The organism is Archaeoglobus sp., from assembly GCF_017656475.1.
In the GTDB taxonomy this organism is placed as follows: domain Archaea; phylum Halobacteriota; class Archaeoglobi; order Archaeoglobales; family Archaeoglobaceae; genus Archaeoglobus.
This window is the reverse complement of the sequence record NZ_JACDNT010000003.1, coordinates 1-17,647: the sequence shown is the minus strand read 5'-3', so window position 1 is coordinate 17,647 and position 17,647 is coordinate 1. Positions and strand designations below refer to the sequence as shown.

18 protein-coding genes and 1 tRNA gene are annotated in these 17,647 nt (G+C 46.2%); 5 read left to right on the top strand and 14 right to left on the bottom strand.

Going from position 1 to position 17,647, the window contains the following annotated elements; translation table 11 throughout:
- Positions 1-31 precede the first annotated feature (31 nt).
- Positions 32-766, top strand: coding sequence for a hypothetical protein (locus tag H0Z19_RS01305; RefSeq protein WP_290723046.1), 735 nt, complete (start codon positions 32-34; stop codon positions 764-766).
- Between the two features lie 326 nt (positions 767-1,092).
- On the opposite strand, the gene H0Z19_RS01300 is transcribed toward H0Z19_RS01305, so the two are convergent.
- From H0Z19_RS01300 to H0Z19_RS01245, 12 genes are all read right to left on the bottom strand, one after another.
- A tRNA-Cys gene (locus H0Z19_RS01300) sits at positions 1,093-1,164 on the bottom strand.
- Positions 1,165-1,250: 86 nt separating this feature from the next.
- Positions 1,251-1,568, bottom strand: coding sequence for a hypothetical protein (locus tag H0Z19_RS01295; protein WP_290723044.1), 318 nt, complete (start codon positions 1,566-1,568; stop codon positions 1,251-1,253).
- A 688-nt stretch (positions 1,569-2,256) separates the two neighbouring features.
- Positions 2,257-3,420 (bottom strand): redox-regulated ATPase YchF, encoded by a 1,164-nt coding sequence (locus H0Z19_RS01290; protein WP_290723042.1) that lies wholly within the window; start codon positions 3,418-3,420, stop codon positions 2,257-2,259.
- Positions 3,413-3,676: a DUF2095 family protein gene (locus tag H0Z19_RS01285; RefSeq protein WP_290723041.1), complete on the bottom strand. Its 264-nt coding sequence runs from the start codon at positions 3,674-3,676 to the stop codon at positions 3,413-3,415. The genes H0Z19_RS01290 and H0Z19_RS01285 overlap by 8 nt, the downstream gene beginning before the upstream one ends.
- Positions 3,636-4,679: an acyltransferase gene (locus H0Z19_RS01280; RefSeq protein WP_290723040.1), complete on the bottom strand. Its 1,044-nt coding sequence runs from the start codon at positions 4,677-4,679 to the stop codon at positions 3,636-3,638. Before H0Z19_RS01280 ends, H0Z19_RS01285 begins: the two co-directional genes overlap by 41 nt.
- 96 nt (positions 4,680-4,775) lie before the next feature.
- Positions 4,776-5,672, bottom strand: a complete 897-nt coding sequence (locus tag H0Z19_RS01275; RefSeq protein ID WP_290723038.1) for a DsbA family protein — start codon at positions 5,670-5,672, stop codon at positions 4,776-4,778.
- A gap of 45 nt (positions 5,673-5,717) precedes the next feature.
- A complete protein-coding gene (locus H0Z19_RS01270; protein ID WP_290723037.1) occupies positions 5,718-5,855 on the bottom strand; it encodes a hypothetical protein in 138 nt (45 codons plus the stop codon).
- A 59-nt stretch (positions 5,856-5,914) separates the two neighbouring features.
- The gene (gene cobQ, locus H0Z19_RS01265) at positions 5,915-7,309 is read right to left on the bottom strand and encodes a cobyric acid synthase CobQ (protein ID WP_290723035.1); all 1,395 of its coding nucleotides are present in this window, start codon (positions 7,307-7,309) and stop codon (positions 5,915-5,917) included.
- A gap of 33 nt (positions 7,310-7,342) precedes the next feature.
- Positions 7,343-7,867 (bottom strand): 50S ribosomal protein L16, encoded by a 525-nt coding sequence (gene rplJ, locus H0Z19_RS01260; protein ID WP_290723033.1) that lies wholly within the window; start codon positions 7,865-7,867, stop codon positions 7,343-7,345.
- A gap of 37 nt (positions 7,868-7,904) precedes the next feature.
- Entirely contained in the window at positions 7,905-9,023 is a 1,119-nt protein-coding gene (locus tag H0Z19_RS01255; protein WP_290723031.1) for a citrate/2-methylcitrate synthase, read from the bottom strand.
- Between the two features lies 1 nt (position 9,024).
- On the bottom strand, positions 9,025-10,539 hold the full coding sequence (locus tag H0Z19_RS01250; protein ID WP_290723029.1) for an AMP phosphorylase: 1,515 nt from the start codon (positions 10,537-10,539) through the stop codon (positions 9,025-9,027).
- The gene (locus H0Z19_RS01245) at positions 10,536-12,053 is read right to left on the bottom strand and encodes an AMP phosphorylase (RefSeq protein ID WP_290723027.1); all 1,518 of its coding nucleotides are present in this window, start codon (positions 12,051-12,053) and stop codon (positions 10,536-10,538) included. Before H0Z19_RS01245 ends, H0Z19_RS01250 begins: the two co-directional genes overlap by 4 nt.
- Before the next feature lie 125 nt (positions 12,054-12,178).
- On the opposite strand from H0Z19_RS01245, the gene H0Z19_RS01240 reads away from it, so the two are divergent.
- Both H0Z19_RS01240 and H0Z19_RS01235 read left to right on the top strand, forming a co-directional pair.
- The gene (locus H0Z19_RS01240) at positions 12,179-13,102 is read left to right on the top strand and encodes an MBL fold metallo-hydrolase (protein WP_290723025.1); all 924 of its coding nucleotides are present in this window, start codon (positions 12,179-12,181) and stop codon (positions 13,100-13,102) included.
- 35 nt (positions 13,103-13,137) lie between these two features.
- Positions 13,138-14,007 carry a twin-arginine translocase subunit TatC gene (locus H0Z19_RS01235; RefSeq protein ID WP_290723023.1) on the top strand — a complete coding sequence of 290 codons (870 nt, stop codon included), beginning with the start codon at positions 13,138-13,140 and terminating at the stop codon, positions 14,005-14,007.
- Position 14,008: 1 nt separating this feature from the next.
- Here the strand turns inward: H0Z19_RS01235 and H0Z19_RS01230 are convergent, their stop codons facing one another.
- The gene (locus tag H0Z19_RS01230) at positions 14,009-14,296 is read right to left on the bottom strand and encodes a DUF1805 domain-containing protein (protein WP_290723021.1); all 288 of its coding nucleotides are present in this window, start codon (positions 14,294-14,296) and stop codon (positions 14,009-14,011) included.
- A gap of 32 nt (positions 14,297-14,328) precedes the next feature.
- Between H0Z19_RS01230 and H0Z19_RS01225 the strand changes: the two genes are divergently transcribed.
- Positions 14,329-15,510: an Nre family DNA repair protein gene (locus tag H0Z19_RS01225; RefSeq protein WP_290723019.1), complete on the top strand. Its 1,182-nt coding sequence runs from the start codon at positions 14,329-14,331 to the stop codon at positions 15,508-15,510.
- Between the two features lie 47 nt (positions 15,511-15,557).
- On the opposite strand, the gene H0Z19_RS01220 is transcribed toward H0Z19_RS01225, so the two are convergent.
- Positions 15,558-16,355: an MBL fold metallo-hydrolase gene (locus tag H0Z19_RS01220; RefSeq protein WP_290723016.1), complete on the bottom strand. Its 798-nt coding sequence runs from the start codon at positions 16,353-16,355 to the stop codon at positions 15,558-15,560.
- 322 nt (positions 16,356-16,677) lie between these two features.
- Between H0Z19_RS01220 and H0Z19_RS01215 the strand changes: the two genes are divergently transcribed.
- On the top strand, positions 16,678-17,647 hold a 970-nt coding region (locus tag H0Z19_RS01215; protein WP_290723014.1), incomplete at its 3' end, for an ABC transporter substrate-binding protein.

Sequence of the window (17,647 nt, the reverse complement as noted above, 5' to 3'; positions counted from 1 at the left end):
GATAATAAACAAGGAATGAAAAGAATGTTACATGGATGTTCAGGTAGTTGAGGAACTCTCAAAAATGCTTGTTGGAAGAAAAGTAGTAACTGAAGAAGAAGTAAGACGGAAGGCAATAAGATGTGCCCTCAAAGTTCTTGGGCCAAAGCTCGCTGAAGCAGATGATGTTTTTATTGAAGACGTTACCTGCAGCCTTATAGATTGCCCAATCAGCCTTAAAAGTCTTCACTTTTCGGAGAAGGTCAAGATTGGTGATATCTTCTTCTACTACCTGCACACAGAGAAGCCGGAAAAGGAGGATTTTGAGCTGGCGTATGAGGAGTACCTCAAGTCAACAAGATATCTTGAGGGTCTTGAAGCCATGATTGAAACTACTGACAGGTTTTTTGAGGGGTATTCTGCAAATGGATTGTATTTGAGAAAATATAGCAAGGATAAGAGCTATAGCGTCTTCTATTCCACGATTGATGACGTCTTTGATGATGTGAAGCATCATTTAAACATGCTATCAAAGGTGGATGGAGAGTACGTGGTTGTAGTTCCAACTGAAAAGGAACTCAACCCATTCTTGAAGTTTTTCAAGCGTTATTCGGAGGACGCAAAAAGAGCAGGGCTTAAAATCTGGGTCGTAAATCCTGAAGAAAAAACAATTGATCCGTTTATAGGCTATCCAAAGGATTTCAAGCTGCTGAAGGGCTTTAAGAACCCCAAAGCTGCTGCTCTTGTCAGCACCTACTGGAGAGTGGATGTTAAGGAGCTGGACTAGTTTTGCTTTTTCTGCTTTTTATCGCTGTTGAAACATTTGTTGGATTCTGCTAGATTATTGAGAAGTAATAGTTCTCCTCTTTCCCACCTTTTGCCTCCAACAGTATTGGCAAATGTTGGAATAATCTTCTACACTTAATTTTACAATCGGCAAAGTATCCAGACTCGCGCCGCGAATATGTCCCGATTACCCAATTGAGTTTTTATAGTAGTACCCTTAAACCCCAAAAAAATATGACAAGTGTCCCCAGTTTAGTTTTTGATATAAAGTTCTATGAGATCAAGCTTGCTGAGGATTACAGTAGGGATTAGAACTCGAAGAAGAGAAGCCAGGGCCCGGATTCGAACCGGGGTAAAGCGGATCTGCAGTCCGCCGCATAGCCCCTCTGCCACCCTGGCTTGATAGAAGTAAGTGTATAAATTTGTATTTAAAGGTTGCTGTCGATGATGCCATCTGCTACACGGAAAAATTGGGTTCGCTGCTTTTACCTGTACATTCTCCTCTCTATTGATTCAAGTTTGTCCTCCAGATCTCTCACTTTTTCTATGAAAAGTCTCTCGATTCTCCCCTCAAGATCGTCGGAGTTAACAGCTATGGTTCTCTTTACGCTCTTAAACTCGTCCATAATCTTCTGCATTCTCAGCTCAATGCTGATCAGAAGTAGAGTCAGAGATGCTATGAGTAGTGTGGCAAAAAAAATCACCGTCGCATCGACACGGTCGTAAAGTGAAAGCCATCTGTACACAAGTGCCGCCGCAGAGAACACACTAATAACCGACAGCACAACGTCTCTCGCATCCATTGTTTAGTTTATGTGTCCTGATACTATATATCTTTTTTCTAAATTTGCAGGATTTGTATACTCTAATAGTTCGAGTGGGATAGAAGAAAAAGGTGCATCGTGAGGATGAAAAAGGTTGAGGTCAAGGGCTTCTTTGTGTTTCCATCTTTTATCGATGGCTTTTGGAGTTTTATAATGCAGAGATGGCCAGGTATGCAAACAAGGAATTTAGATAGTTGGTGTTAGAGGTGTTGTCAAGGCAAAGACAATTAATCAACAAAAAAATAGGTAGCTGCACCGATGTATCGAATTATATAATGTCTGCTTCCTTCATATATTCCTCGGAATGTACTCTTCTCACCGGTTTTGCTGACATTTAGAATTAGTTCTATAATAAGAAAACTTATAAAATTAAATGACTCAGTAAAAGTCTTGCAAATGTCGATTTTATTGCACCTGTGTTAAAATTAGTAAGAAATTACTCTTATGGCCACTGACTCCTCATCTTTCCTTCTGAATAGCTCGCATGAAAACGAGGCGGCAGTAACACCCTGTTTCAATGAGCAGAATCCTGAATGATCTGGAAATGAGAGGTCCCTCAACCAGAATTTACACATCCTGCACACCATATTGTAATTTCAGTTTTGAAAGTATTTAAATCTTTCTTTTTTATATTGCTTCATTATCATGAATTTCATCATTACAATTATCACTTCGCACCTGAAACGATCTTAATCACATCATTGTTCTTTAACTCATAATCGTCTGCCACCCTCATCTTAGTTTTTGCATCAAGGGCGTAGATGAAGTGCTTTCCTATATCCGTGTGGATTTTAAAGGCAAGTTCCTTTGCCGTCGTACCTCTCTTAACCAGCATCGCATCCGGTAGAACATTTCCCTTCGAGTCGGTAAACTTGTTCTCATCCTCGACAGGATAAACGACTATGTAGTCAAGGAGATCGAAGACGGCTCTGTTTATTGCCTCCTGAACACCGGTGCTCCTAAATTCTTTCAAAAACTCCCTTATTTTCTCCAAAGCCTTTACCTGCTTCTCGTTCAGCTCTTTGATGATTTCAAAGTCAGAGTCGCCGGGAAGATACTTTATGTAGCCGTTTTTGGCGGCTGTTCTGAGAATCAGCTCGTAAGCCGCAGACGTTGGAACAACTATCTCGTCGAGCTTCATCAACTCTTCCAGCATTTTTCTGGGTGCTTTGTCAGCTTTGTTTGCTGCGATGACCATCTGCATTCTTCTCTTCCTCAATTCAACTGCAAAACTCTTGAGCTCTTCATCGCTGAGTGCTGAGACGTCAAACCCTCTCATCGCCTCTCTGACCATCCACTCCTCAAAACCAAGACCTGCAAGCTGCTCTGTCAAAAACTTTGCCGGATCTCTCTTCTCAGCCTTCATTCTCCTGATTATCTTGTCCCAATTTCTCTTGAGGATGCCGAAAAGCCACATGTCAATTTCATGATACAGAAACCTGACATCTTCGACAGGATTTCTCTCTCCCAAACCTATTTCGTTTCCCTCCTCATCTGTTGAGCCTGAAGCATCGACAACATGTATGACTGCCTCACTCTGCCTCAGATTGTCGAGAAACTCGTTGCCCAGCCCCCTACCTTTGTGTGCATCCGGCACAAGCCCTGCCACATCAATCAGCTTAACGGGAATGAATCTCCAGCCGTCTATACATTCGTTGCACTTCACTCCAAGCTCCTGGCATACACATTTAACCCTCACATATCCAATTCCGACATTGGGCTTTATTGTCGTGAAAGGATAGTTTGCGATTTCAGCATCAGCAAGTGTTGCGGCCTTAAAAAAAGTGGACTTTCCTGCATTTGGCTTACCAGCAATTCCTATCTCAATCACTCAAACCCCTCCTTGTGTATTCTCCTCTTTCCCTCGTTCCTATGATACTTTTGAGAAGTGACGGGTTGCTCTTTAAAAAGTTGGAGTATTCCTTGCTTATTTCCCCGCGTTTTTCAAAATAATCTATAACTTCGATTGCTTCACTAATCGTCTTGCATACCTCAAGGTGGTCTAAGACGGTGGGCAGATTTTCGCCCTCTATCTCGTGAAAAAGGTTAGGAAACATCTTTTTGAACTTCTCCTTCTTCCACTCCATCCTTCTCTTCCTCTGCTTTTACTTCGGGGGGAGCTTCTTTTAACTCATTTGCCTCCTCTTTCTGCTCTTGAGTGTTAAGCTCAACCACCTCTTCTTTCTCGTTTTCTTCGCTTTTCTCTGCTTCTGCTTCATCGCCCTCAACCGTTTCCCCCATCTCTTCAGCTTCTTCCTCCTCTTCAGTCTCTTCCTCGTCCACTTCCTCTCTTCCCGGAATCTCGACCTTCTCCTTAATCCAGACTCCCTCTCTGCCCATAATCCCGCCCTCTACGCTGCATCCATCCTCCATGTAAACCCTGTCAGCCCTTATGTATCCAAAAACTTCCGAATTGTTTACGAGATAAACCACCCTGCCCTCTATTGCCCCATGAATTCTGCAGTTGCTCACAACTATGTCTCTGCCCCTCACGCTGCCAAAAATCTCGCTGTCCTCTGCGTAAACATCCCTCGCTTTGATATTCCCAAGAACTCTGCTGCCTACAATCTCCGCATCCTTTCTCGCCGAAATTCTGTCGATGCTGACCTGAGAGTTTTCGGGGATAATCAGTGGAGTGTCAAACTCCTCCACCTCCTCCAGCAGCTTTTCAGCCTCCTCAAGCCTTCCAAGACGCAGGAGAACCATGAGATACAGGAAGATGAAGAAAAGTGCTGGCGTTGGATCTTGAATGGTAATCAAACCCTTGGCCTCAAAACCATTCTTAATTCTGACGTTTCTCCCAATTTCAAGGTCACCGTAAACCGTTAATTTCCCTCCGATTGACGCGAACTCCCCAATGTAGGCGTCCTGCTTTGAGGTGACGCTCCCGGTAACGCTACACCATGCATCGAGCCTTATTTCCTCCCCAAGCAGGTCACCATCGATTGTGGTTCTTTCCCCCACGATTATCTTCTTTGCAATTATACCGTAGCTGAGCTTCGAGTTTGGGCCTATGATAACATCCCCACTGGCCACTATGTTTCTCTCTTCAAATCTCGTGTTGGGAGGGATTGCAAGTTTCTCCAGCATCCAACGATTGTTGCTTTTCTCACTTTTAAAGGTTTGCATGCTGTTTTTGGATGAAAATTATTACAATGAGGCACAAAATTCTAAATTCAAAAAAGTTTAAGAGTTTACCTTCTGAAGCTCCTCTTCTATCAAAGCCGCAAACTGGTCGTAACTCCTGTATCCAACAACCTTCTTTCCGTTGATGAAGAACGTGGGAGTGCCTGTAACTCCGTAGCTAATTCCATCCTGCAGGTCCTTTTCCACTTCCTCCCTGTATTTGCCAGACTCGATGCAGGCCTTGAATTCGTCAACGTTCAGCCCAAGCTGCTGTGCGTAGTCGTAAACTTTTGAGTTGTTACCAATCCACTTCTTTTGGTTTCCAAAAAGCATCTCGTGCATCTCCCAGTACTTCCCCTGCTCCCCTGCACAGTTTACCGCTTCTGCTGCAAAGTAGGCTGTTTCTCCATGCACCGGAAAGTTTCTGAAAACGATTTTTACTTTGTCACCATAATTTTCCAGAATTTTCGGTTCAACCTCAGTAGCGAATTTGGCACAGTAGGGACATGTATAGTCAGAGAACTCGATAATTACGACCTTTGCATCCTCAGCCCCCCTATAAGGGTCGTCGTCAGCACTTACATTTATCCTATCTTCCTTCTGCTCTTCGCTCAATTTAGTCAAATCAATTTGATTCGTGAAAAGGAGGGAGCCGTTGCCAGTTAAAAACATGTCGTAACTTTCGAGAGTTCCATTCTCGTCGTAAAATTCAACTCTCACCTTGTAAACTTCCCCATACAGAGAATAATCGGCGATTCTCACATTGACCTCAGGATTGTTCTGGTGAACAAGATTGTTTAGCTTCTTGGTGACACTTTCTATAGTTTGCTGGTCCAAAGATGATGATCCCGGACTCGCTGGGCAGAATTCCTCTCCCGATGGCGTTGCGGTGATTGCGTAAACGGCGATGGCGCCTATTATCAAGCCTATAACGATTCCTGCTGCCAAATCTCTCATGGACAACAAACATTGTGGGGATATAAATAGTTAAGCGTGAAGTGATTACTTGCATAAGCATTTAGTCTGCACTTCCAATATACCTCTCCACAAGATGCTGCACTCCCGCACACCCAGATTGCAGGCAAACTCCCTGCAAGCTCCGCAAGCCTCAATGTAAATTGCAAGCGGAGCTGCAGTCACAATGAACACCATTGGTTAAAGCTAATCTTGAACTGAGAATTGCGACAATACTCCAAAATTCAGAAATCGAGAACAACTCCGAGTTTCAGCCTCCTCTCCACTTCCCCAGCAATAACTTCCGCCCAGTCATCCTCCCTTTTAATTTTCACACCGAGATACTTCCCCAAGGCATCCACAACGTTTTCATTCCAGAACAAACCGTGCAGGTAAGTCCCCCAGCACATCCCGTCCTCGCTAACACACCCTTCATCCTCAAACAAAGGCCTTGACGTCTCCGTAACACCCTTGTGTATCTCATAACCCCAGACATCCTGCCCGGCAATCCTGTCCAGAATCACTGCATTGCCCCTGACCCTCTTCACAACCTGAACCGTCCTCTTTCTGTAGTTCTCAAATCTCGTTACGGCATCAAGCAGCCCCAACCCCTTCACCCTGACTTTCCCATGCTCCACCCCGTAGTCAATCAGCTCCTTCCCCATAATCTGGTAGCCACCGCATATTCCTATAACCGGAATTTCACCCGCCTTTCTGACAATTTCCTCACCAAGCCTCGACTTCTTCAGCTCCATCAAATCAGCAATGGTGTCCTTCGTTCCCGGAATTATGACTGCTTCACACCCATCCAGTTTTGAGTTCAGATCGAGAAAGCGCGTATAACCCCTTATGAACTCAAAATCCGTGAAGTTTGAAACTCTGGGCAGCCTTACTATCCCCACAGGCCCATCTTTTCCCCACTCATCAATGTTCAGGGAGTCTTCCGAGGGAAAGTTGTAGTCAAGAAAGGGGAGCACTCCAAGAACGGGAATGCCGGTCAACCTTTCAAGCTGCGTTATCCCACTCTGCAGAATGTCCTTTCTACCCCTCAGCCTGTTTATAATGAACCCCTTCACCATTCTTCTGACATCTTCGGGCAAAAGAGAGAAGGTGCCGAAAAGGGATGCAAACACGCCCCCTCTGTCTATATCCCCCACTATGATTATATCGGGCTTGGCAAACCTCGCGATGTGTATGTTCGCCAGATCCTTCTTGTAGAGGTTTATCTCAGCCATTCCACCCGCACCCTCAATAACCACAACATCATACTCCTCAGCGAGGCTCGTGTATGCATCCTCGACAACCTTCTTCAGCCATTCAACCTCTTCATAGTAATTCCTTGAATCCACATCTCCAACAGCCTCACCCATCACAACAAGCTGAGAAGTAAAGTTCCCTTTCGGCTTCAGGAGTATCGGATTCATCCTCTCATCCGGCTCTATCCCGGCAGCAAAAGCCTGATAAGCCTGTGCTATCGCAACCTCCTTACCATTTCTGGTCACGTAGGAGTTGAGACTCATGTTTTGAGCCTTAAAAGGGGCAACATCATAGCCCCTTCTTGCCAAAATTCTGCAGAAGGCGGCAACGATCAGACTCTTTCCGGCACTGCTTGTAGTGCCACCTACCATTAATGAGAGCATCAATAAAAGTTTATTCAAATCAAAAAAACTTTACTAAACCTTGCCCTTGAGCAGCTCGTGCCCTTTCTCAACAACAATTTTTGTGGGGGTTGGCATTTTCATTGCAGCCCTTCTCAGAGCTTCCTTGGCTATCTCAAAGTGCTCTGGCTTAACCCAGACGGACATTATCTTTGTCCCGGGCTTGACTCTCGCAGCTCTGCCAACAGGCTTGCCGAACGCTGCCCTCATACCCTGAGAAATTCTATCAGCTCCAGCACCAACAGCCATCTTGTGCTCTCTCAGAATGTGGTGCGGGAAGATGCGGAGTTTCAGCTTGTAGTTGCTCGCTCCAGCCCTCCTTGATACATACTTGTTCGCTACAACTCTCGCCGCCTCCAGAGCATTCTCCCTGATCTGCACAGCCTCCTTTGCGACAAGTGTGACCATGACGGGGAAGTCAGCGCTCTTGTTACCCATGTCGAACATCCTGACTCTCGTTCCTGGAGCACCATCAATATACTCGGTTCTCGTGTATGGTCTTTCAAGTCTTCTCCACATTCTCGCTGGTTTTCTTGCCATGCTCCCCACCACCTCAGCATGTCAAATAAAGGTTTCGTCACCTCTTGGAAATGGGGACAAACTTCTTCCCCTTCTCCCCAACATACTCCGCTCTGGGTCTTATGAGCCTGTTGTTCTCGTACTGCTCTATGATATGAGCCGTCCACCCGGAAATTCTACCCATCGCAAAGATGTTAACGAATAGGTCGTCTGGAATGCCAAGATTGGCGTAAACGCTAGCAGAATAGAAGTCAACGTTTGGAAGTAACTTCTTGTACTTGTAAGCGGCCTTCGCAATGGACTCGCTGATCTCGAACCACTTCGTCGATCCCTCTGCAGCAAGCCTTCTGGCAAGGTATCTCAGCAACTCGGCCCTTGGGTCAATCACACCTCTGTAAACTCTGTGTCCGAAGCCCATTATTCTCTCTCCAGCCTCCACTTTTCTTCTCACGTACTCATCAGCCCTTCTTGGAGATGCAACCTCTCTGAGCATTTTCATGACTTCCTGCGCTGCTCCACCGTGCAGTGGCCCCATTAATGTTCCTGTGGCGGCAACAACGCATGCATAAATGTCGGCAAGAGTTGAGGCAGCAATTCTTGCTGCAAAGGTTGATGCATTCAGCTCATGTTCGGCATGGAGGATCAAATCCATGTCCAGAGCCCTTTCAGCGGTTTTAGAGGGCTCTTCTCCGTGAAGCATGTACAGAAAGTTTGCAGCGTGGCTGAATTCGAGAGCAGGTGGGATAATATTCCTCCCTGTTCTGATTCTGTGGTAGTAAGCAATAATTGTCGGAAATTTGGCAATCAAATCTTTTGCCTTGTTAAAGGTCTCCTCCCTTGTTTTCACATTTATTTTTTTGTCAAGGCTACCAAGATAGCTCGTTGCCGTTCTCAGTACAACCATCGGATGAGTGTAAGGGGGTAGATGAGTGAGCAGCCCTATTATCTGCGGAGGGAGCTCTCTTCTTTCAGCCAGCTCAATCTTGAAGTCCTGAAGCTCGTATCTTTTGGGCAGTTCTCCGTAAAGCAGAAGGTAAACCACCTCCTCAAAGCACGCCTTTCTCGCAAGGTCGCGGATATCGTAACCTCTGTACTCAAGAACTGCCCTGCCGTTCTCAAGGGCAATCCTCGAAATTGTGGTTTGACATGCAATCACACCTTCTAATCCTTCCTTCATTTCAAACACCTCTTTTTCCGTGAACTTCCAGCACCATTCCCGAAACCACGATTGGCCTCTCGGTGTTTGCAACCTCAATTGCGTTGTCAAGCTTCCACTCCTTCTCGGCATATATCGTGAGAAGGGGGTCACCAGCTTTTACAACCTCACCTCTCTTCTTGTGCACATAAACTCCCGCTCCCTTGTCCTTGGGAGCGCCTGCTGTTCTTGCTATTTTCACTATGCTTTTATTGTTTACCGAAACCACCGCACCCTCAACGGAGGATGTGAGAGTGTAGGTTTTGTCTCCAACAGCAATATCCTCAGCCTTAATGTTTTCATCTCCCCCCTGGGCGGCAACAATCTCTCTGAACTTCTCAAGTGTCTTACCGCTCTCGAATATCTTTCTCGCATGCTGGTAGCCGTTGGCAGCAATTCCGGTCATCTCAAAGAGGATTCCCGCTATACCGAGGGACTTTTCAACCAGACTTGAGGGGCCATGTCTGTCCTCCATTGTTTTAAGGGCTTCCTTGGCCTCGATTGCAGGCCCTATCGCTCTTCCGATCGGCTGACCTCCGTAGGTGATGGCCGTCATGACATTCAAACCAAGTCTCCTGCCAAGCTCTATGAAGTCGTTCGATAATGACCTGCCCACATCCATTTTCTCTATCTTCGCCCCCTCTCCAACAGGAATGTCGATGACTACGTGCTTTGCCCCCACCGAGCCTTTTTTGGCCATGACGCTGGCAAGAAGCTGGGGTCGGGGGTCGATGGAAAGCGGATGCTCAACTCTGATTATCTTGTCATCCGCTGGAGCGATGTTCGTTGCTCCGCCCCAGGCTATAACTCCACCAACTTTCTCTGTAATTTCCTTTATCTCATCAACGCTCAGGTTCACGTTCGCCAGAACTTCCATTGTGTCAGCAGTTCCACTGGCCGAGGTTATTGCTCTGCTTGCTGTTTTGGGAATCAGAAGCCCCGCTGCCGCAACTGTAGGAACGATGAGCAGAGATATCTTGTTGCCCGGCACACCCCCAATGCTGTGCTTGTCCACAACTGTCCCTCTGTCAAACTCTATCCTCTCGCCGGTTTCAATCATAGCCCTTGTCAACCACTCTATTTCGTCAAAGTCCATTCCGCGAAGCATCGAAGAAATGACAAATGCCGTCAGCTCCACCTCGCTCAGAGCGTTGTTAGTGATGTCTTCAACAATTTTCCTGATTTCGTCCTGATTTAGCTTTTCACCGCGCGTCTTTTTCTTAATCAGTTCAACGCTTTTCGGTTTTGGCGATGGATAAACATCAACTTCAACACCATCCGATATTCCGAGTTCTCTCGAAGCGAGGTCGGTTAATCCAACAAACCCTCTCTCAACGATTTCTCTCGTTATCTGAACAGTCGCAACGACTCCTGTCCTGCCAAACCTTACCCTCACCCTGTCTCCCTCTCTGACTCCCAGCTCGCTTGCATCCTCTTCATTCAGAATTACCGCATACCTCCCCGACTTGAACGGAACCCTTACAGCTTTGAAAATCATGACCACCACCTTCCCATCGTGTACCTCTCGATAATCACACCAGATATCTCGAAAGCCTGTTTGGTGTTCGCAACCTCAATCGCGTTGTCAAGCTTCCACTCCTTCTCGGCATATATCGTGAGAAGGGGGTCACCAGCTTTTACAACCTCACCTCTCTTCTTGTGCACATAAACTCCCGCTCCCTTGTCCTTGGGAGCGCCTGCTGTTCTTGCTATTTTCACTATGCTTTTATTGTTTACCGAAACCACCGCACCCTCAACGGAGGATGTGAGAGTGTAGGTTTTGTCTCCAACAGCAATATCCTCAGCCTTAATGTTTTCATCTCCCCCCTGGGCGGCAACAATCTCTCTGAACTTCTCAAGTGTCTTACCGCTCTCGAATATCTTTCTCGCATGCTGGTAGCCGTTGGCAGCAATTCCGGTCATCTCAAAGAGGATTCCCGCTATGCCCAGAGCCTTTTCAAGCAGGTCTCCTTCATGCTTCTTTTCCATAACTTCCAGAACCTCCTTAGCTTCAAGTGCTGGCCCTATTGCCCTCCCAAGTGGTTGAGAGCCGTCAGTCAACGCAGTCGCAACCTTCAGACCAAGATTTCTGCCAATCTCCATCATGGAGTTTGCAAAACTCCTTCCAACATCCACGTTCTCGATTTTGGCCTTACTCCCAACCGGGATGTCGATAGCAACAAACTTTGCCCCGCAACCCAGCTTTTTGGATAACACACTCGCCATGAGGTGAGGCTTGGGACTGAGTTCGAGCTGATATTCAACCCTTATTATTTTTTCATCCGCCGGAGCTATTCCGGTAGCGGCGTTCCAGGCTATAACCCCTCCAACCTCCTCAGTAATCTCCTTTATCTCATCAACGCTCAGGTTCACGTTCGCCAGAACTTCCATTGTGTCAGCAGTTCCACTGGCCGAGGTTATTGCTCTGCTTGCTGTTTTGGGAATCAGAAGCCCCGCTGCCGCAACTGTTGGGACGGCAATTAACGAGAACCTGTTCCCTGGCAACCCTCCAACGCTGTGCATGTCCACAACAGTTCCCCTTTCGAAAACGATTTTCTTGCCTACTTCAACCATCGCCTCAATCATCCATTGAATCTCATCGTTCAGCATTCCCACAATCTCGTTGGCGAGGATGAAAGCTGAAATTTCGATGTCTGAAAGTATGTCCGAAGATATGCTACTTATTATGTCCTTTATCTCCTCTCTTTCGTATTTGGCCCCATCAAGCTTCTTTCTTATGTATTCAACGGATTTTGGTCTTGCGAATGGGACTATTTCAACAAGACATTCCTCTGTAAGGCTGCACGCTTCAGCGGTGAAGCTGCAAACCCCAGCCTCTCCACTGCCGATAAACTCCTGAGATACTTCAACCTCAGCCACGAATGACTTGCCATCGTAACTAACCTTCACCCTGTCTCCGGGAAGTAATCCAAGCTCAGCCGCATCATCCTGACTGAGGACTACAGCTATCCTTTCCGTCCTTAGAGGTAAGGTCTTAATCCTGAACTTCATTGAAGTTAAAATCTCTGAAAGAATATTAACTTTTTCTCGTTATCGTGAAGAAATTACAAATAATGCTGTTTATATTTAAAAATCCTCACCTGAAAAGGTTTTAAAGCTGACGACAATTTAACATTATGAACATACTTGAAGTGGCGGAAAATCTCTACTTGATAGACCTTCCACAAAAAAAGGAGGGTTTCAGGAGGTTTATAAGCTCCTGGGTAATAAAAAGTGGTGATGAGGCCGTTTTGGTTGATGTGGGGCCATCGTCAACCATTCCAAGGCTCCTAGAATCTTTAAAATATTTGGGAATAAAGAAGGTTCCGTATATTCTTCTCACCCACATCCACCTTGACCATGCAGGCGGGATATCCGACATTCTTGAGAACTTTCCAGATGCAAAGGTTGTGGTTCACGAGAAAGGTAAAAGGCACCTCGTTAACACTGAAAAGCTCTGGGAAGCTTCAAAGGTCGCCTTGGGTGATATTGCAGAAGTTTACGGACCACCAAAGCCGATAAGTGCCGACGCGATATGGGACGGGGAGATTGAATTTGCAGGAGAGAGTATAGAAGTTATCGATGCTCCGGGCCATGCTCCTCACCACCAGTGCTACGTCTTCAGGGAATTTCTGTTCATTGGAGAGGCTGCGGGAGTTCACATGCCCCTCAAAAACGACTACTACCTCCGCCCCGCCACACCCAAGAGGTTTATACTCGAAGTTGCGCAGTCCACTCTTGACAGACTTGAAAAACTTGGCAGTCTGAGAGTCTGCTTCGCCCACTTCGGCTTCAAGAGAGACAGCGTGGAGATAATACAAAAAGCGAGAAAGCAGCTGGGAATCTGGTTCGACACTGTTTACGACATTGCATGCAGGAGGGACTTCGAGGATGAGGATGAAATAGTAAAGCTGGCCAAGGAGGAGCTGCTTGAGAAAGACAGGAGGTTTGCCCGCTACCATCTCCTTGATGAGGATATCCAGAAAAGGGAGGATTTCTTCATCGAGAACTCTCTGAGAGGAATAGTCGATTATGTCTACACAAACTACTGCCAGCCCTAAGTTTAAATACCCCCAACAAAACAACTTGAAGTATTGTGGAGGCAAGGGACTGGCTGGCAATAATCGCCCGACTCAGGAGGGAATTTCTCAAAGTCGCTTTAATAGTCATAGTGGTCAGCTCCATTTTCTTCACATTCGGTGCAAACGTAGTCATCGGAAAAATTATTGGAGACCTATTCCCTGGCGAGGCGGTTATCGAGAACAGGGAGAAAATACTGGCGATTGCAGAGGAGCTGAGGAAGATAGCCTCAGATCTGGAGAGCTACGCCTTACACCCATCAGAAACGAACCAGAGCCTTGCATTAGCAGCATCAAAAAGTCTTGTGAGGATAGCCATGCAGCTCTCAACATCCCCAGTTCTCCTCACACCGCTGGAGGGATTGCTGCTATACCTTAAAATCTCTCTCGCGGTTGGAATTGCTGCCGCTCTGCCTTACATCTTCCACCTCGTTCTTACGACGCTTAAGGACAGGGGAGTTGTGAATTTCAGTTTGAGAAGAACAACAGCATTCAAGTACGGAATTGTTGCAGTCTTGCTTTTCATTCTCGGGGTAATCTACGGTTACAACATGATGAAGTTCTTCATACGCTTCCTCTACACGATGGCAGTTTCGCAGGGAGCGATACCGCTTTACAGCCTATCAGAGTTTGTGAACTTTGTTGCCTTGATGCTGGTTCTCTTCGGGATGGTTTTCGAGCTCCCCCTCATCATGTTCTTCCTCGTTAGAAACAACATCGTAAGCTACGAGACGCTTTCATACTACAGAAGGCACATTTACGTTGCATTTTTCGTCATCGGAGCGATCACCACTCCTCCCGACGTCTTCACACAGCTAATGGTCGCGGTGCCGATGGTGGCCTTTTTCGAGATTAGTCTCCTCTTTGTCAGAATTTTTGCCAGATGAATTATAGCATTTTCAAGGCATCCTCCAGCTTCATTCCTTTTTTCAACCCAAGCTCTTCAGTCTTTGAAGTAATTTCTGCAATTTCTGCATCAAGCATTTCCTGAAAGCTTCTGACTCCTTTTACAATGCACGCAGCATTGCCCATTTTCTCCATAACCTCAGCACTGATGTAACCACAGCCAACAACAAGCTTTTCATGAAGTAAAAGCAGCAAAGGGGCGTTCGGAAGCTCTACCCTCAGACCAAGCAGCGATTTTCCATCAACATTGACTATATCCACCTCAATCATACGTTAAGTTATGGAAGCACACTTAAAAACTGATGCCAAGTTATTTTGTGAAGTGTACCGAGTGCAAGGGGAAACTGCTGTGCGGAAGGAGCAAATGCCCCCTGCTTGAAAAGTACAGGTTTCTGAAAGATGTTAAGATAGACAGCAGAATTCTCGACCCCACCCCACCATCAATTTTCGTTGGCAGGATTGGTTATCCAAAGGTTTACGTTGGCCCACTCGTTTCCCTAAACGCCGACCCTGTTTACGCAGACTCGCCATGGTTGTGGAAGAGTGTGGAGGAGGTTATCAAACTTAGAACCTCTCTGCTCAGAGTTTCGAGGAGGTTCAGAATTGAAGACGTCAGAGAGGAGAAAAGGGAAATTGTGGAACTTCAGGAGATGACGGCAGCAATAAAGCCAGTGGATGTTGAGGCGGAAATTGAGAAGGTGAACAGAAAGGCAGAGTTCGATGACGTGATGCAGCCAATGGGTTACTCAGCAATTGCAGAATCCATCAGGCTTGCTGAAAATCCAGAAATCCCCGATAAGGTGGAGAAAGTATACTACGACGACATGAAAGCCTTTGATGGGCTTAAATACCTCTACAACCACGGATTCTCAACCTATTACCTTCAGAAAATTTTCTCAGCCGGAATTCTCGGAGAAAAGCAAAACAGAAAGCTTGTCCCAACAAGATGGAGTATCACTGCAGTCCACAGCATTCTCGGCGAGGCCATAAAGAGGGAGATTGCGGACTTCAAAGTAATTGAAAACACACTTCTCTTCCACTACGAGCATTTCGGCAACCATTTTGAAATAATCCTGTCTCCTGAGAGGTACTTCTTCCAGCTTATCGAAATCTGGCAGAGAAAATCGTTCTGGAGCCCCAAAGAGGACTGGATTGGTGTTGACAGCGAGGACGTAAGGCCTAAAAAGGAGTACTCAAATCTGAGCGGTGGCTACTATGCTGCACGCCTTCCAGTACTTGAGTATCTGAGAAAAATTAGGAGGCAGGCTTCGGTTCTTGTTGTGAGGGAAATAAAGCCCTCATACTACGCCCCTCTCGGCGTGTGGGTTGTTGAGGAGGGTGTGAGGAAAGCCCTCAAAGAAAAGCCGGAATCGTTCGACAGTTTTGAGGAGGCAATAGCCACTGCTTCACGGAGAGTGGAAAACGTAAAGTGGAAGGAACTGATTACAAGGCAGACCTCCCTTTCGTCATTTTTCGGGTTTTGAGATAGGAGGAGTTTGGTATATCTTATCTAATTAAACCTTTCTTTAAACTACCCCCTCGGCAATCCCAGAAGCGATTTCACCATGTTCTCTCTCGCCCACTCCTTCTCGCTGACAAACTCCATCAGTATTGCCTTCTGAGATGGCTTGGGAAAGCATGCAGCCACTATCTCGTCAATGCTCTTCCCCTCAGCATAAAGCTTCTCGGCCTTCTCTTTGAGCCCTTTAAGGTAGTTCAGGTACTCAACCACCTCATCTCTGCTCGCCACACCGACACCCGTGTAGGCGTAGCTGAAATCGTATTTCAGGACTTTTTCGGTTGACTCTATCGTCTTAAGCAAGTCCTCTTCCCGCATGCAGACCATCTGGGAGGTGTTGATAACGAGGTCTCCGCAGAAGAGCTTGTCATCGACAAGGTAGCTGACATGGTCGAAGCTGTGGCCAGGGGTTTTTATCATCCTCACTTCAACACCATCAAACTTCATTACCTCTCTCGCTACCTTAACTCCCTCTATCCTTTCCGGCTGCCCCCAGCCAATCTTCCTGTACTCTGGTATGTCCGGAGGGTTCCTCAAAATTTCGATTGACTCTTCAGGGACGTAGATGTCAGTTATCTCCTTGAAGAGGTTTACAGCCCCAACGTGGTCTTCATGGTAGTGCGTTATAAGCACTGCCTTGATTTCTCTCCCTTTGAAGTGCTCAAAAACCTCTCTTGCCGTGTTGGGACAGCCGGCATCAAAAAGTAGGCTGCGGTAGTAGTAAAGGTAAACCCAGTGTAAAACTCTTCCCTGCACCTCTGTACCAACTTTAACAGCCTCAACGTCTCCATGCATCTCAGAAATTAGCATGCTCATTCATTAGCTGAGTCTTATTTCAAGTTTTTCAAAATTGTCGAATTGATTAGGTTTAAATGTGACTGATTAAAAGTAATTTTTTATCATTATTTATATATGCTCAGACAACATTTTACTAATTTTGCGGTAGTGTGGATGGAGATTGCATTTAAGGCTGCGAAATAGTTTGGAAGCACAAAATAGTGAGTTAGCCTTATTACACTCCGAAATAATTTCCTCAAACATTTCTAAATTATGCAAAATCTAAAATCTTTAAATTCGTAGATTCAGAAAAGCTTATAAATGTAATGATGTAAAATGGTAAATGGTGATATAGATGAAAATAAAGAGTGTGAAATTAAAGAGTATAGTAATTGTAGCGCTGCTAGCCGTAGGTTTGATGATTGCAGGTTGCCAGCAGCCAGAACAACCGGCAACAACCCCCGGTGAAACCCCAACTGAGGAGTTCGCAGGTACCATCTACATCGGCTACAGCGGACCTCTTAGTGGCGGCGCGGCTCTCTACGGGCAGAACAACCTTCAGGGAATTCAGTATGCTGTTGAAGACATAAACGAACATGGTGGTGTCGAAATAGCAGGAAAGAAGTACAAACTTGAAGTCGTTTCAGCAGATGACAAATACAGCCCGGCTTTAACGATTCCAAACGCGGAGAAAATGCTTGAAATGTACAATACACCGGTTATTTTCTGTCCACACAGCGGTGGAGTCCTTGCACTGGAGAAAATAAACGAGGAGAGAGGCTTTATAATTGGTGCCTACACCTCAAGTCCCGCAATACTGCAGGGTGGAAACAAGCACATTTTCCAAATTCCGCCCAACTTCGAGCTTGTTTACGTGCCTTTCCTTTCAAACGTATTCCTTGAGAAGGGTATAAAGAGGGCAGCAACGATGGAGGGAACGCACGAATACGGCGTTCTCTGGGGTGAGAAATTCAAGGAATACTGGACGTCCAAGGGAGGAGAAATCGTTGCAGAGGCTCCAGTAAATTACTATACAGAGACGGACTTTACAACACACCTCCAGAAAGTACTTGCTGCAGATCCCGAAGTGATTCTCGTGGTTGGCCCATCTGAACCCATCGCCAACCTGATAAAGACTGCAAGAGACATGGGTTATGAGGGTGGCTTTTTGGTGGCAGAACAGGCCAAGATTGAGGAGATCATGCACTTCCTCGGAATAGAGTACGATTTCGCGACAAAGACGGTCAAGAAGGGAGACCTTTCACTCCTAGATAAAACTGCAGGAACTTCAGCGCCGGAGGCTCTGGTGAAGCTTCCTGAGGTCA

Bases quoted from the DNA above. Each gene is read 5' to 3' on its own strand.
- H0Z19_RS01255 (WP_290723031.1), bottom strand. From the start codon at position 9,023: ATGAAGGAAGGATTAGAAGGTGTGATTGCATGTCAAACCACAATTTCG.
- H0Z19_RS01220 (WP_290723016.1), bottom strand. From the start codon at position 16,355: ATGCTAATTTCTGAGATGCATGGAGACGTTGAGGCTGTTAAAGTTGGT.
- H0Z19_RS01305 (WP_290723046.1), top strand. From the start codon at position 32: ATGGATGTTCAGGTAGTTGAGGAACTCTCAAAAATGCTTGTTGGAAGA.
- H0Z19_RS01240 (WP_290723025.1), top strand. From the start codon at position 12,179: ATGAACATACTTGAAGTGGCGGAAAATCTCTACTTGATAGACCTTCCA.
- rplJ (WP_290723033.1), bottom strand. From the start codon at position 7,867: ATGGCAAGAAAACCAGCGAGAATGTGGAGAAGACTTGAAAGACCATAC.
- H0Z19_RS01285 (WP_290723041.1), bottom strand. From the start codon at position 3,676: ATGGAGTGGAAGAAGGAGAAGTTCAAAAAGATGTTTCCTAACCTTTTT.
- H0Z19_RS01250 (WP_290723029.1), bottom strand. From the start codon at position 10,539: ATGATTTTCAAAGCTGTAAGGGTTCCGTTCAAGTCGGGGAGGTATGCG.
- cobQ (WP_290723035.1), bottom strand. From the start codon at position 7,309: ATGCTCTCATTAATGGTAGGTGGCACTACAAGCAGTGCCGGAAAGAGT.
- H0Z19_RS01245 (WP_290723027.1), bottom strand. From the start codon at position 12,053: ATGAAGTTCAGGATTAAGACCTTACCTCTAAGGACGGAAAGGATAGCT.
- H0Z19_RS01230 (WP_290723021.1), bottom strand. From the start codon at position 14,296: ATGATTGAGGTGGATATAGTCAATGTTGATGGAAAATCGCTGCTTGGT.
- H0Z19_RS01280 (WP_290723040.1), bottom strand. From the start codon at position 4,679: ATGCTGGAGAAACTTGCAATCCCTCCCAACACGAGATTTGAAGAGAGA.
- H0Z19_RS01225 (WP_290723019.1), top strand. From the start codon at position 14,329: ATGCCAAGTTATTTTGTGAAGTGTACCGAGTGCAAGGGGAAACTGCTG.
- H0Z19_RS01295 (WP_290723044.1), bottom strand. From the start codon at position 1,568: ATGGATGCGAGAGACGTTGTGCTGTCGGTTATTAGTGTGTTCTCTGCG.
- H0Z19_RS01275 (WP_290723038.1), bottom strand. From the start codon at position 5,672: ATGAGAGATTTGGCAGCAGGAATCGTTATAGGCTTGATAATAGGCGCC.